The organism is Aquitalea sp. FG25 (genome assembly GCF_057809375.1).
The window spans coordinates 1-12963 of record NZ_JBMDJV010000049.1 but is presented as its reverse complement, the minus strand read 5'-3'; the positions used below and the strand labels follow the sequence as shown (position 1 = coordinate 12963).

15 protein-coding genes are annotated in these 12963 nt (G+C 63.0%); 4 read left to right on the top strand and 11 right to left on the bottom strand.

What is annotated here, in order from left to right:
- Window positions 1-76: 76 nt before the first annotated feature.
- Together ACODR9_RS23920 and ACODR9_RS23915 are read right to left on the bottom strand one after the other, a co-directional pair.
- Complete coding sequence (locus ACODR9_RS23920; protein WP_488813114.1) at window positions 77-733, bottom strand: Crp/Fnr family transcriptional regulator; 657 nt, start codon at window positions 731-733, stop codon at window positions 77-79.
- Window positions 730-1488, bottom strand: a complete 759-nt coding sequence (locus ACODR9_RS23915; protein ID WP_488813112.1) for a 3'-5' exonuclease — start codon at window positions 1486-1488, stop codon at window positions 730-732. The genes ACODR9_RS23920 and ACODR9_RS23915 overlap by 4 nt, the downstream gene beginning before the upstream one ends.
- Before the next feature lie 205 nt (window positions 1489-1693).
- On the opposite strand from ACODR9_RS23915, the gene ACODR9_RS23910 reads away from it, so the two are divergent.
- Window positions 1694-1816: a hypothetical protein gene (locus ACODR9_RS23910; RefSeq protein WP_488813110.1), complete on the top strand. Its 123-nt coding sequence runs from the start codon at window positions 1694-1696 to the stop codon at window positions 1814-1816.
- Here ACODR9_RS23910 and ACODR9_RS23905 read toward each other — a convergent pair.
- The 8 genes from ACODR9_RS23905 to ACODR9_RS23870 all read right to left on the bottom strand — a co-directional run bounded on the left by ACODR9_RS23905 (window position 1782) and on the right by ACODR9_RS23870 (window position 8380).
- Window positions 1782-2735 carry an alpha/beta hydrolase gene (locus tag ACODR9_RS23905; RefSeq protein WP_488813108.1) on the bottom strand — a complete coding sequence of 318 codons (954 nt, stop codon included), beginning with the start codon at window positions 2733-2735 and terminating at the stop codon, window positions 1782-1784. The genes ACODR9_RS23910 and ACODR9_RS23905 overlap by 35 nt on opposite strands.
- An 84-nt stretch (window positions 2736-2819) precedes the next feature.
- Window positions 2820-3806: an amidohydrolase family protein gene (locus ACODR9_RS23900; protein WP_488813106.1), complete on the bottom strand. Its 987-nt coding sequence runs from the start codon at window positions 3804-3806 to the stop codon at window positions 2820-2822.
- Window positions 3807-3818: 12 nt separating this feature from the next.
- Window positions 3819-4382, bottom strand: a complete 564-nt coding sequence (gene nbaC / locus ACODR9_RS23895) for a 3-hydroxyanthranilate 3,4-dioxygenase (RefSeq protein WP_488813104.1) — start codon at window positions 4380-4382, stop codon at window positions 3819-3821.
- 33 nt (window positions 4383-4415) lie between these two features.
- Window positions 4416-4835, bottom strand: coding sequence for a RidA family protein (locus ACODR9_RS23890; protein WP_488813102.1), 420 nt, complete (start codon window positions 4833-4835; stop codon window positions 4416-4418).
- Entirely contained in the window at window positions 4832-5608 is a 777-nt protein-coding gene (locus ACODR9_RS23885; protein ID WP_488813100.1) for a 2-keto-4-pentenoate hydratase, read from the bottom strand. The genes ACODR9_RS23890 and ACODR9_RS23885 overlap by 4 nt, the downstream gene beginning before the upstream one ends.
- Window positions 5605-6624 (bottom strand): 4-hydroxy-2-oxovalerate aldolase, encoded by a 1020-nt coding sequence (dmpG, locus tag ACODR9_RS23880; protein ID WP_488813098.1) that lies wholly within the window; start codon window positions 6622-6624, stop codon window positions 5605-5607. The genes ACODR9_RS23885 and dmpG overlap by 4 nt, the downstream gene beginning before the upstream one ends.
- 11 nt (window positions 6625-6635) lie before the next feature.
- A complete protein-coding gene (locus tag ACODR9_RS23875; protein ID WP_488813096.1) occupies window positions 6636-7571 on the bottom strand; it encodes an acetaldehyde dehydrogenase (acetylating) in 936 nt (311 codons plus the stop codon).
- Window positions 7568-8380 (bottom strand): 2-keto-4-pentenoate hydratase, encoded by an 813-nt coding sequence (locus tag ACODR9_RS23870; protein ID WP_488813094.1) that lies wholly within the window; start codon window positions 8378-8380, stop codon window positions 7568-7570. Before ACODR9_RS23870 ends, ACODR9_RS23875 begins: the two co-directional genes overlap by 4 nt.
- Window positions 8381-8548: 168 nt before the next feature.
- Here ACODR9_RS23870 and ACODR9_RS23865 point away from each other — a divergent pair, with 168 nt between their 5' ends.
- The 3 genes from ACODR9_RS23865 to ACODR9_RS23855 all read left to right on the top strand — a co-directional run bounded on the left by ACODR9_RS23865 (window position 8549) and on the right by ACODR9_RS23855 (window position 12518).
- Window positions 8549-9526 carry a LysR substrate-binding domain-containing protein gene (locus ACODR9_RS23865; protein WP_488813092.1) on the top strand — a complete coding sequence of 326 codons (978 nt, stop codon included), beginning with the start codon at window positions 8549-8551 and terminating at the stop codon, window positions 9524-9526.
- 117 nt (window positions 9527-9643) lie between these two features.
- Window positions 9644-11110, top strand: coding sequence for a 2-hydroxymuconic semialdehyde dehydrogenase (locus tag ACODR9_RS23860; protein ID WP_488813090.1), 1467 nt, complete (start codon window positions 9644-9646; stop codon window positions 11108-11110).
- A 52-nt stretch (window positions 11111-11162) separates the two neighbouring features.
- Window positions 11163-12518, top strand: a complete 1356-nt coding sequence (locus ACODR9_RS23855; RefSeq protein WP_488813088.1) for an MFS transporter — start codon at window positions 11163-11165, stop codon at window positions 12516-12518.
- Here the strand turns inward: ACODR9_RS23855 and ACODR9_RS23850 are convergent.
- Window positions 12515-12963: LysR substrate-binding domain-containing protein (locus ACODR9_RS23850; protein ID WP_488813086.1), on the bottom strand; the 449-nt coding region annotated here is incomplete at its 5' end. The genes ACODR9_RS23855 and ACODR9_RS23850 overlap by 4 nt on opposite strands.

Here is a 12963-nt window from a genome sequence, read left to right as displayed (position 1 = left end):
CCATGTACTGTCTGCGGCGGCGCGCCTTGGCCCGGGTTCTCTACGAGGTTTTGTTCGCAGCGCTAAATACCACAGCCTACTTGCCGGTCAGCTGCTGCAAGGCACCAGCATCCAGCAATTGCAGCTGGCCACGGCCCAGGCGAATCCAGCCACGGCGCTCAAACTCCTTCAACTGGCGGCTGATCACCTCGCGCGCGCTGCCCAGCTCGGCAGCCAGCTCCTGGTGGGTGATGCTCAGGGCGTTCTGGCCACGGGCGCGTTGCAACAGGCAGGCGGCCAGGCGCTGGTCGATGCGGCCAAAACTGACTTCCTCGATCAGCAACAGCAAATCGGCAATACGGCTGCCGTAGGCGCGGAACACAAAGTCGCGAAATGCCGCCGAGCTGGCCAATAACTGACGGAAAGCCGGAATCGGCAGCGCCTGGGCGCAGATGGCGGTTTCCGCCACGCCTTCGGCATCGTAATCGGTGCCGCTCATCAGGCAGGCGGTGGTGACAATGCAGGTTTGTCCGTTTTCTACCCGGTACAGGGTGATTTCGCGGCCATTCTCGCCCACTTTCTGCACCCGGATCTGTCCTTCCTGCACAAACAAATAGGCCTGACAGGGGCTGCCTTCGCGAAACAGCACGGTGCCGGCCGGGGCCTGCATGGCGTGACTGTGTGCCAGCAGTTGGGCGCGGCTGGCGTCGTCCAGCCCGTCCAGAATGGCAAAGTCGCGCGTCCAGTCGCTCATGCCGCGCGCTCCGCCAGCAAGCCGCGCTGTTGCAGCTCCTGATACACCCGCAGCGCCACCCAGGCATCGTTGCCAGCATAGGCTTGCTGGGCGGGGCTAAGCGGCAGGCGCGACCAGTTGGTGGTAGACAGCTTTTTCGACTTGCGGAAGTACTGGCCAAACAAGCGCGCCACCGCCTGTACCGCGCCCACGGTGATGCGGGCATCGTCCGAGGGCAGCAAATTGCCCAGATCGATCAGCCCGCCACATTCCACGCCCAAGCGGCTTCTCAGCAGCGCGCGGTCGGACACCAGGTCAAAGCCCACCAGCGCGTGGGCCGGATCGGCCAGCAAGGCCTTGATTTCCTCCGGCAACACGCCCTTCACCACCGGCACCAGCCAGGCGCGCTGGCTGTCCGCCAGCTGGATCAGATGCGGGCCGTCCGACTCCTCGCCCTTGCGGAAGGTGGGTTTGGATTCGGTATCAAAACCCAGCAAGGGTGCAGCCAGCAGTTCCGGCAGGGCGGCGGCCAGCGCTTCCGGATTGTCCAGCATGAAAACCTGGTCCGGTGTCAGTGCCGGAAACAACGGCATGGTCTTGATTTCTTCGCGGGGGATTTGCCGGGTAAGGGACATGGCGGGCCTTGATGACGGGAATGGTGCCGCCCGGCAACAGGCTGGCGGCAAAGCTGCATGATACGGAATCCCCGGCGCTATTTCATCCTGCATGCCCGGCGGATGGCTGGCGGTGGCCTCCCGGCTCAGCGCGCCATCCATGGGCATCACCCAACAAAACATGGCGCCACACTGGTCAGGCCAGGAAATTTCCCGATGAAGACCAGGGAATGAAGAGATCACGCAGCCCGCGTATTGAAGGCGCAATCTGGCACATATCAGCGTCGGCAATCAATCGCGCATCCTCAAACCACGTCGCGCGCCGACACCGCAAGCGGCGGCCCCCTCGCCAGAACCCATCTGGCGCATGACACTACCCAACAGACATCACCGCAACATGATCAGCTTGTTTGACGATTTTAATACCGTGCTGCACGCCGCCTTTGTCGGCTTTATCACCCTGCTGCCGGTGGTGGAGCCGATGCGCTGACCGGGCCTGCGGCCTGAACAGGCCAAACCCCGATCATCCGCAATAAAGCATGACTCAATGGGCTGTCGGCAACAGCCAGTTCATTCAGCAGTGAGAAATGGTTGTTATGACTATCCTCCACCAGCGTCACCTGCAGCCCCCGAGCGCGTGCCGCCTGATGATAGGCCAGCGTCTGATGCCGGAAACCGTCGGTTTCCTTGCCACCGACACTCAACACCAGCTTACCCGCCTGCACCGCCGGAGGCAGGCACAGCAGCGGGCTGAGCCGTGCCGCCTGATCGGGATACAGCCGCAGCCAGTCGTTGACGTAGATGTCACATAGCGGGCGGATGTCATACAGGCCGCTCAGCGCCAATACGCCCTTGATCACATCAGCGGGCAGGCCGTAATCCTGCTGCCAATCCGGGGCAAACAACATGCCCGCCAGGTGTGCGCCGGCGGAACTGCCACCAACATGGATGCGCTGCGGGTCAATACCGTACTGGGCCGCATGCCGGTACAGCCAGGCAATGGCGCTGCGTACTTCGCGCACCGCCTCTGCCAGCGTAGCCTCGGGCAGCAAGGTGTACTCCACCGTAGCCAGCGCAATGCCGTGCTGATGCAACACACTGGCCATGCCGCAGGCGTCCTCCTTGCTTTGCGAATGCCAATAGCCGCCGTGGATGAACACGAACAGCGGCGCAGGTTGCGCACAGGCGGGGAACACGTCCAGCCGCTCGGCCCTGCCCATGCCATAAGACAAATCATACAGGCCAGCCACACCGGCCTTGGCCTGTCTGGCTAATACCGCGTATTCAGCCATGCAGGCGTCAAAATCCGCCACCGAGGCGCGGGCGTTGTACTGCACGGCACGGCTGGCCAGGTCGGAGAAATTCAGGTCGGGCAAGTTCAGGTCGGAAAAATGCAGGTCGATAGCCATATTGGCCTTTCCTGTCGGGCAAACGGGTAAGGAGAGGGGATGCGCTGCCGACAGGTACAAACCGGCAGCGCAGGCTGGCGACGATTAATCCAGATTGAAGAAGCGGCGGGCGTTGCTGCCCAGTAACTGCTGCTGTTGCCCCTCGCTCAATCCGGCATGGCGGATCAAGGAACCCACCTGCTGCTCACCCAGCGGGAAGGGCGAGTCGGAACCCAGCATCACCCGCTCGCTGCCCATGGTGTCCACCAGCAGGCGCAAGGCCGCCGCATCAAAAATGGCGGAGTCGACATAAAAGCGGTCGACATAGCTGGATGGCTTGTTGGGGCAGTCTTCCCGCACGATGTCGCGCTGTTCCCAGGCGTTGTCCACCCGTCCCAGCAGGTAGGCAAAGCTGCCACCACCATGGGCAAAGCAGATTTTCAGGCTGCGCGGCAAGCGCTCGAAGGCACCGGACAGGATGAGCGACAGGATGGCCAGCTGGGTTTCCGCCGGCATGGCCACCAGCCAGGGCAGCATCCATTTTTGCATGCGCTGTTCGCCGCCCATCATGTCCCAGGGGTGCACCAGCACCGGGATGTTTTCTGCCGCACAATGGGCAAGAAAGGTGAGCAGGCCGGCGTTATCCAGGTCCAGCGGGCCAACGTGATTGCCAATCTGCACCCCGACATGGCCACCGTCGCGGGCCCGGCTGGCTTCGCGGCAGGCGGCGTCGATATCCTGCAGCGGCACCTGGGCCAGCACCTTTAGCCGCTTGGGGGCAATGGCGGCCATTTCCAGCGCCCGGTCATTCATCAGTTGCGCCCAGGGCAGCGCGCGTTCGATGGGCGCGTGGTAGCCGAACATCACCGGGGTGGCGCACATGATCTGGATGTCGATGCCCTGCCGGTCCAGAAACTCCAGCCGGCGGGCACCGTCCCATAGCGCGTCATACACCGGGCGAAACGGCCGCTCGCCCAGCATGATCTGCCCCTCGCTCCCGCTGGTATGCAGCCAGGGTGCGCGCTGCGGGTCCAGCCGGGCCGCTTCGGCCTGGCTGATGCGCGGAAAGAAATGTGAGTGAATGTCTATCATGATGCGTCTTTTCTAATGTTGTGCGCGCAGGTGCATGTCATGCCAGGCGGCGTAGTCCTTGCCCGGATGCACCGTGCCGCAATGCTTGCAACGCCGACCTTCCTCTCCGATGGCGTAAAACGCCTGATAGGCCTTGGGCAAATCATCCACCAGGCTCTCCAGTTGTTTGGAGATGTGCCAGATTTCGCTGGCGCACACCGGGCAATACCAGTGCAGGCTGTCATGTGCGCCTTGCGGGCGTGGCTGCTCCACCAGGAAACACAGGCCGGGTTCGGGACGCTGCGGTGAATGAATGACATGGGCAGGCAACAGGAAGACATCGCCCTCGTGCAGCTCAATGCGTTCAAAGCGGCCCCGGTCCCAGATGTTCAGATAGGCATTGCCCTTGAGCTGGTAGAAGATTTCTTCGGTCGGGTTGTCGTGAAAATCGGTGCGGGTATTGGGCCCGCCCACCATGTTGATGATGTAGTTACCGTCCGGCCAGATGGCGGCATTGCACACCGGCGGCTTGAGTTCCGCCTTGTTGCGTTCGGCCCAGTCCAGCAGGTTCAGCGGCAGTCCATATTGCAATTGCATGGTGTTTCTCCTCAAAAAGTGTTGCCGGGCCGTCTACAGCGGCTTGTAGGCAATGGCCTTGATTTCGATGCGCAGGTGCGGATGTGGCAGTTGATGCACGGCCACGGTGGTGCGGGTAGGCCCGCTTTCATCGAAGTACTCGGCGTAAACCGCGTTGTAAGCGGCAAAATCGTTCATATCCACCAGATAGGCGCAGATCTCCACCACATCGGCGAGATTGGCATCCGCCGTGGCCAGGATGTCGCGGATGTTTTCAATCACGCAGCGGGTTTGCACCGCAATGTCCAGCCGGGTAGCGCCCATGGCATCGGCCTGGGCCCCGGCAATGCTGTTGTCGGGCAGGCGCGAGCTGGTGCCGGAGACAAACAGCAGGTCGCCCGCGCGCTTCAGGTGGGGAAAGCGGCCACGCGGCGTGGCCTTGCCGCTGACTACGGTAGCTTGGGTGTTGCTCATGCCGGTTCTCCGGTGGTAAAGGCGCAGCCGCCCAGCCCGGCTACTTCCACGCTGACATGCAGGCCGGGGCGCAGTGCCTCGGCGGCGGTGGCGGCACCGGCCAGAATCAGCGAACCGGCGGGCAGCACGCGCTCCTGCTGATGCAGCAGGCGGGAGATTTCCGCCAGTGCGCGCAGTGGCTGGCCCAGAATGGCGGCGCTGCTGCCGATCTGCACCGGACGGCCATCAAAACGCAGCACCACGCCCAGGTTGTCCAGCAGGCTATCCGGCGCGCAGAGCGGGCCAACCACGTAGCGGGCCGAGGAGCAGTTATCGGCTACCACGTCTTGCAGGCTGAAACGGAAGTCGCGATAACGCGAGTCGATGATTTCCAGCGCCGGGGCCACACCAGCCAGCGCCAGCCCGGCTTCGGCCAGCGACAGGGGACGGTCGATGTCGATGGCGGTGATGAAGGCGATTTCCGGCTCCACCCGTGGGTGGATCAGTTTGGCCAGGTCCAGCCTGCCGCCATCGCTCAGTTGCATGGCATCGGTCAATTCGCCCCAGATCAGCGCATCCACGCCCATCTGAATCATCTTGGCGCGGCTGGTAAAGCCCAGTTTCAGGCCGACCACACGTTCGCCACGCTGCTGGCGCAGGCGGATACCGGCTTGCTGGATACGGTAAGCAGTGGCCAGATCAAACGGCTGCTGCGCACTCAGTTGCGGGGTGGCTTCGTGGCACTGGGTGGCGATATCCAGCTGGACTGCCATTTCCTGAATCAGCGTGCTCATGCGTGCACCTCCTGTTGTTTCAGCAGGTCCAGCGCCACATCAACAATCATGTCCTCCTGCCCGCCCACCATGCGGCGACGGCCCACTTCCAGCAGGATGTCCAGCGTCTTCAGCCCGTATTGCTCTGCCGCCTTTTCCGCATGGCGCAGGAAGCTGGAGTACACCCCGGCATAGCCCAGCGCCAGGGTTTCGCGGTCCACCCGTACCGGACGATCCTGCGTGGGACGCACGATATCGTCTGCCGCATCCATCAGGCGAATCAGGTCGCAGCCGTGGTTCCAGCCCAGACGCTCAGCAGCGGCAATAAACACTTCCAGCGGCGCATTACCCGCCCCGGCGCCTTGTCCGGCCAGCGAGGCATCAATGCGCTGGCAGCCTTCTTCCACCGCCACGATGGAATTGGCCACGCCCAGCGACAGATTGTGATGGGCATGAATGCCGGTGGTGGTGGCCGGGTCCAGCACATCGCGCAGCGCACGGAAACGGTCGCGCACATCCTGCATCAGCAAGGCACCGCCGGAATCCACCACATAAATGCAGGTGGCCCCGTAGCTTTCCATCAGCTTGGCCTGCGCCGCCAAGTGCTGCGGGCTGGTCATGTGCGACATCATCAAAAAGCCGACGGTATCCATGCCCAGCTCGCGGGCGTACTGGATATGTTGTTTGGAGATGTCGGCCTCGGTGCAGTGAGTGGCAATGCGCACCACGCGGGCACCGGCATCGTAGGCATTGCGCAGTGCATGCACGGTGGCAATGCCGGGCAACAGCAGGGTGGCAATCTTGCTGTGGCTGACCGACTCGGCGGCAGCGGCAATCCATTCCACATCGCTGTGTGCGCCAAAGCCGTAGTTGAAGCTGGAGCCTTCCAGCCCGTCGCCGTGCGCCACTTCGATGCTGTCGACGCGGGCTTCGTCCAGCGCGCGGGCAATGGCGCGTACCTGGTCCAGCGAATAGCGGTGACGTACCGCATGCGAGCCGTCACGCAAGGTGACGTCGGAGATATAGAGTTTGTTCATGGCGGGTTTCCTCAGGCTTGCAGCAGTCGGGTGGCCAGGCGTTCACCGCAGGCCATGGCGGCGGACGTCATGATGTCGAGATTGCCGGCATAAGCAGGCAGATAGTGGGCGGCCCCTTCCACTTCGATGAAGATGGATACCTTGAGCCCGCCTTCCGCACCCAGACCGGGATAGGCGGCGGCATCCGCTGCGGGGATGTCTTCAAATTGCACCGCCTGCTTCAGACGGTAACCGGGCACATAGGCCTTTACCTTGGCGGCCATCTGCTCCACTGCAGCGGCAATGGCGGCGCGGTCGGCCGGGCCGGTAAGGCAGAACACGGTGTCGCGCATCATCAGCGGCGGTTCGGCCGGATTGAGGATGATGATGGCCTTGCCCTGGCGCGCACCGCCCACGCTGACAATGGCCTGCGAGGTGGTTTCGGTGAATTCGTCGATATTGGCGCGGGTGCCGGGGCCGGCGGATTTGCTGGCAATCGAGGCGACAATCTCGCCGTACAGCACCGGGGTGACGCTGTTGACCGCCGCTACCATGGGAATAGTGGCCTGGCCGCCGCAGGTGACCATATTGATGTTGGCCGCATCCAGATGTGCTTCCAGATTCACCACCGGCACCACATAGGGGCCGATGGCCGCCGGGGTGAGGTCGATCACCCGCACGCCGTGCTGTTGCAGTACGCGGTTGTGTTCCACATGCGCCCCGGCGGAGGTGGCATCGAACACGATCTTGATATCGGCAAATTCCGGCAGTGCCAGCAGGCCATCCAGCCCCTGATGGGTGGTGGCCAGCCCCAGCCGTTTGGCGCGGGCCAAACCATCCGAGGCGGCGTCGATGCCGACCATGGCCACCAGCTCGATGGCCTCGTCATGCCGTAGCAGCTTGATCATCAGATCACTGCCGATATTGCCGGAGCCAATGATGGCGGCCTTGATGCGTGTGGGTTTCATGCTGCCTCTCCCTGTGTGGTGGCAAAACGGGCAGACACCTGCCCCAGGCCCTGAATGCGGGCGGTGAATACATCGCCGGCGCGTACCGACACCATCGGGCCCAAGGCCCCGGTCAGCACGATATCGCCCGCTTTCAGCGCATCGCCGCGTCGCGCCAGGGTGTCGGCCAGCCAGCAGGCCGCCAGCAGCGGGTTACCCAGACAGGCGGCACCACCGCCCACGCTTTCCGGCTCGCCCTTGCGTTCCAGCACCATGCCGCAGCCCACCACGTCCACTTCGCGCAGCAGTACCGGGCGGCTGCCCAGCACGAACAGGCCGGAGGAGGCATTGTCGGCAATGGTGTCGCTGATGCGGATGTCCCAGCCGGCGATGCGGCTGTCCACCACTTCGATGGCGGGCAGCAGGTAGTCCACCGCGCCAATCAAATCGGCCAGCGTGTGCTTTTCGTGGGGCAGGTCGCGCCCCAGCACCAAGGCAATTTCGGCTTCGACTTTGGGTTGCAGCAGGCGCTGGATGGCGATTTCTTCGCCATCGGCAATGGCCATGTCGGCAAACAGGCGGCCAAAGTCCGGCTGTGCCACGCCCAGCTGCTGCTGCACTGCGCGGGACGTCAGGCCGATCTTGCTGCCTACCAGGCGTCGGCCTTGTGCCAGGGCATGCTGGACATTGAGGGTTTGCACCGCATAGGCGGCATCGACATCCAGCTCGCCCAGCAGGCTGCGCACCGGGGAACAGGGCTGGCCATGCTCGGCCGCCGTACGCAACTGCAAGGCGGCCTCTTGCTGGGCGGGATTGAGGGAATTGCTCACTGCGTTCTCCTGCAAAGATGGGGACAGGACCGGAAGTAGCCCTGCCTCCTTTGTGGAAATGCAGTCCAGTGTATGAGCCGCTGTTTAATGCAAAAAATGAATAATCCGGCTTTTGCTATGCCATAAAGTTATGCCATAGTCAGCCAGACTTGGCTCCCGGAGAGCGTGATGGATGGACAGCCGCTGTTTTCGATCAATGACATGGTGCTTAACCGCCTGAAGCTGCGCCCCTTGCTGGTATTCGATCGGGTGCTGCGTTGCCAGTCCATCGCCCGCGCCGCGCGTGAGCTGAACCTGACGCAGCCGGCGGTTACCAAGGCCATTCGTGAGTTGGAATTACAACTGGACACCGAATTGTTCCGCCGCAGCAACCGTGGGGTATCGCCCACTGAATACGGCCTGCTGCTGGGTGAGCGAGTGAAATCGGTGATTGCCGAGCTGCGCTATCTCACCGATGAGTTGAACACCTTCAAGGGCGGCATCAGCGGCCATGTGGTGGTGGGTACGCAGATTTCTGCCAGTTCCAGCCTGCTGCCGCGCGCCATTTTGCAACTGAAGGCGCAGGCCCCCAAATTGCTGATTACCGTACGCGAAGGGCCGCAGGACTATCTGTTTCCGGCGCTGGCCACCGGCGAACTGGATTTGGTGGTGGGGCGGCTGCCAGATGCCGATGACATCTATACCCGCAAGCTGCCATTGCGCCACCAGCCCTTGTATCGCAACAGCCTGTGCATCGTGGCGGGCAGCCACCACCCCTTGCTGGCCGCCACCGCCTCCGCCCTGCCCGCGCTGCAACACTGGCCCTGGATTGTGCCACCGCCGGATTCACCAGCACGCCGGGTAGCCGAGCAGTTTTTTGCCGACGCCGGGCTGGCCATGCCGGAAAACCTGCTGCAATCACTGTCCTTGCTCACTAATGTCAATCTGCTGGTGGAGTCGGACTGTCTGGGCCTGATGCCCTTGCAAGCGGCACGCCGCTTTGAAACGGTTGGGCTGTTGGCAATCTTGCCGCTGGGAGAGGTGGGCCCGCCTGCCGCAGTGGGTTATTCCGTGCGGCATGACAAGCCACTGACCCCCGCTGCCCGCAAGCTGATCGACTACCTCAAACAGGTGGGCCAGGACATGCAGGTATCCGCCACCCTATAAAAATCCGGCATAGCAAAGCCCGATTTTTTCATTTTCAATCATGGCTTGGCGCTTCCTACACTCGCCTTCACTTGCCCTGCGCTGATGCAAGGTGGGTTTTGAATGGAGAAGAGTGTCATGTCCAATCCCGACATACTGCCGCTATACGTCAACGGCCAGTTCCTCAGCGCGGGTCTTGCTCGCTTTGACAATATCAGCCCGGTGGATGGCCAGCTGATTTGCCAGGTTGCCGAAGCCGGCGAGGCCGAAGTGGCCGCTGCCACCCACGCTGCCGAGCAGGCCCTGCATGGCCCCTGGGGCAGCATGAGCGTCACCGCGCGTACGCAACTGCTGCATAAGGTGGCCGATGGCATCGAGGCGCGCTTTGAGGAATTTGTTGCCGCCGAAGTGGCCGACACCGGCCGTCCGCTACATCTGGCCCGCACGCTGGATGTGCCACGCGCCATTGCCAATTTCCGCACCTTTGCCGACCTGGCCGCCACAGCGGTGAGCGAGAGTTGCGAAACCCCGCAGGCCGATGGCGGCGTGCTGTTCAACTACACCGTACGCAAGCCCTTGGGGGTGGTGGCGGTGATTTCGCCGTGGAACCTGCCGCTATTGCTGCTGACCTGGAAGCTGGGCCCGGCGCTGGCCATGGGCAATACCGTGGTGTGTAAACCCTCGGAAGAAACCCCGTCCTCGGCCACCTTGCTGGCACGGGTGATGCACGATGCCGGCCTGCCGCCCGGGGTGTTCAACCTGGTGCATGGCTTTGGGCCGGGCTCTGCCGGTGAATTCCTCACCCGCCAGCCACAGATCAGCGCGGTGTCCTTTACCGGCGAATCGCGCACTGGCAGCGCCATCATGAAAGCGGTGGCCGACGGGGTGAAGGAAGTCTCGTTTGAACTGGGTGGCAAGAACGCTGCCGTGGTGTTTGCCGATGCCGACTTCGACGCCGCCGTGGAGGGCGTGGCGCGTTCGTCCTTCTTCAATACCGGACAGGTGTGCCTGTGCTCGGAACGGGTTTATGTGGAACGGCCCATTTTCGACCGCTTTGTCGCCGCCCTGAAACAACGCGCCGAAGCGCTGACCATTGGCTATCCGACAGCAGACAACGTCGACCTGGGCCCGCTGGTTTCGCACAAGCACCGGGAAAAGGTGCTGTCCTACTTTGCCCTGGCGCGCGAAGAAGGCGCGCGCGTGGTGACCGGTGGCGAAGTGCCGCACTTTGGCGATGCGCGTGATCAGGGTGCTTATGTGCGCCCCACCATCTGGACCGGCCTGTCCGACCACGCCCGCTGCGTGCGCGAGGAGGTCTTCGGCCCGGTTTGCCACATTGCGCCGTTTGACCGTGACGATGAAGTGCTGCAGCGCATTAACGACAGCCCCTACGGCCTGGCCTGCGCACTGTGGACCACCCGGCTGGACCGCGCACACCGGCTGGCACGGCGCATCCATACCGGCATTGTATGGGTGAATACCTGGTATGCCCGCGATCTGCGCACGCCGTTTGGCGGCAGCAAACTGTCCGGCATGGGACGTGAAGGTGGACGCTACTCGCTGGATTTCTACTCCGATATCAGCAACGTCTGCATCAAGCTGTAATCACCATCCCCGTTGCACCGGATGGCGCTGCCATCCGGTCTGGAGCTCATGCATGCCTACTCCCTTGAATGTTGAGGCCTTGATCGACGAGGCCGGTTTTAGCCGCTATCAATGGCTGATTCTGTTGTTGTGCTTTCTGGTGATGTTTCTGGATGGCTACGATCTGGCCGCTGTGGCCTATATCGTGCCCTCGCTGATGGAACAATGGGGGCTGAGCAAGCCCCAGCTGGGTCAGGCGCTGAGCGCCGCGCTGTTCGGCCTGGCCATCGGAGCCCTGCTGGCCGGGCCGCTGGCCGACCGGCTGGGGCGCAAGCCTGCATTGTTGTGGTCGGTGCTGCTGTTCGGGCTGGGCAGCCTGGTCACCGCCTGGGCCGATTCGCTAAGCACCCTGACCGTTTACCGCTTGCTCACCGGCATCGGCCTGGGCGCCGCCCTGCCCAATACCATTACCCTGCTGTCCGAATACGCGCCCGCCCGACACCGCGCCATGCTGGTCAGTGCCATGCTGTGCGGTTTCCCGCTGGGTGCCGGGGCCGGCGGCCTGTGTGCCGGCTGGTTGCTGCCGCTGTATGGCTGGCCCGCGCTGATGTTGCTGGGCGGCATCGTGCCCTTGCTGCTGTGCCTGCTGCTGGCCTGGAAAATGCCGGAATCAGTGCGCTATCTGGTGGCACGCCAAGCCAGTACCGAGCGTATCCGGCGCATTTTGCAGCGTATTTCGCGTCACCCCGCCTTGGCACAGGCCCAGCGCTTCAGTCTGGGCGAGCAACAAAGCACACCAGCCAACAGCAGTTGGCGCGAAGTCCTGAGCCAGCCCTGGACCATGGGCACGCTGCTGCTATGGCTGTGCTGTTTCATGAGCATGCTGATTTACTACATGGGGGTGAACTGGATGCCCTTGCTGCTGAAAGAAGCCGGTCTGAGCTTGCAGCAGTTTTCGGTCATCAGTGCGCTGTTTCCCATTGGTGGCGGCGTGGGCTCGATTGTGGTGGGCTGGCTGATGGGCCGCCACGAAGCCAACAAGGTACTGGCCGGCACCTATCTGGCGGCAGGCGTACTGGCCTGGGTGGTGGGCAATAGCGTGGGACAGGGCGAACAAGGCTGGTTGCTGGGCGGCCTGGTGTTTTTCATGGGCTTTGCCTCTGGTGGCGGGCAATCGGCACTGTCATCCATGGCGGCCGGTTTTTATCCCACGCAATGCCGTGCCACCGGTGTAGGCAGCATGTTGGGCGTGGGCCGTTTCGGTGCCATCAGCGGGGTGCTGCTGGGGGCCGAGCTGCTACGCCAGCAGATGGCTCCGGGAGTGATTTTCAGCGCGCTGTTTTGGCCTGCCGCCCTCATCACGCTGTGCCTCATGCTGAAATACCGGCATTACCATCGCCAGCCACGCCTGCAGGCCAGCCAGAGCTAAACCTGCGGCAAGGTGAATGTGGGCAAGTGTGCCACCAGGTGGTCCACCAGCATGCGTACTTTGGGCGAGAGCTGACGCTTGTGCGGATACAGCGCCCAGATGCCTTCGTCCGGCTCCTGATAAGCGGTCAGCAGTTCCACCAGCGCACCGCTGTGCAGATGGCGTGCCACGTAGTAATCCGGCAGCTGGACAATGCCCACCCCTTGCAAGGCAGCATGGGTCAGCGCGTGGCCGCTATTGCAGCGCAGGCTGCCCTTCACCCGTAGCAGGCGGCGTTTGCCGCCTTCTTGCAAATGCCAGAAGTCGTTGCTGCCCAGCAGGCAGTTGTGCTGCTCCAGCTCGGACAGGCTGTTGGGCAGGCCATGGCGCTGCAAATAGGCCGGGGCGGCACACACATGCTGGCGGCGGCTGGCCAGCCGCCGCCCCACCACGCTGGATTCGCTCA

Bases quoted from the DNA above. Each gene is read 5' to 3' on its own strand.
- ACODR9_RS23920 (WP_488813114.1), bottom strand. From the start codon at position 733: ATGAGCGACTGGACGCGCGACTTTGCCATTCTGGACGGGCTGGACGAC.
- ACODR9_RS23915 (WP_488813112.1), bottom strand. From the start codon at position 1,488: ATGGATGGCGCGCTGAGCCGGGAGGCCACCGCCAGCCATCCGCCGGGC.
- ACODR9_RS23910 (WP_488813110.1), top strand. From the start codon at position 1,694: ATGACACTACCCAACAGACATCACCGCAACATGATCAGCTTGTTTGAC.
- ACODR9_RS23905 (WP_488813108.1), bottom strand. From the start codon at position 2,735: ATGGCTATCGACCTGCATTTTTCCGACCTGAACTTGCCCGACCTGAAT.
- ACODR9_RS23900 (WP_488813106.1), bottom strand. From the start codon at position 3,806: ATGATAGACATTCACTCACATTTCTTTCCGCGCATCAGCCAGGCCGAA.
- nbaC (WP_488813104.1), bottom strand. From the start codon at position 4,382: ATGCAATTGCAATATGGACTGCCGCTGAACCTGCTGGACTGGGCCGAA.
- ACODR9_RS23890 (WP_488813102.1), bottom strand. From the start codon at position 4,835: ATGAGCAACACCCAAGCTACCGTAGTCAGCGGCAAGGCCACGCCGCGT.
- ACODR9_RS23885 (WP_488813100.1), bottom strand. From the start codon at position 5,608: ATGAGCACGCTGATTCAGGAAATGGCAGTCCAGCTGGATATCGCCACC.
- dmpG (WP_488813098.1), bottom strand. From the start codon at position 6,624: ATGAACAAACTCTATATCTCCGACGTCACCTTGCGTGACGGCTCGCAT.
- ACODR9_RS23875 (WP_488813096.1), bottom strand. From the start codon at position 7,571: ATGAAACCCACACGCATCAAGGCCGCCATCATTGGCTCCGGCAATATC.
- ACODR9_RS23865 (WP_488813092.1), top strand. From the start codon at position 8,549: ATGGATGGACAGCCGCTGTTTTCGATCAATGACATGGTGCTTAACCGC.
- ACODR9_RS23860 (WP_488813090.1), top strand. From the start codon at position 9,644: ATGTCCAATCCCGACATACTGCCGCTATACGTCAACGGCCAGTTCCTC.
- ACODR9_RS23855 (WP_488813088.1), top strand. From the start codon at position 11,163: ATGCCTACTCCCTTGAATGTTGAGGCCTTGATCGACGAGGCCGGTTTT.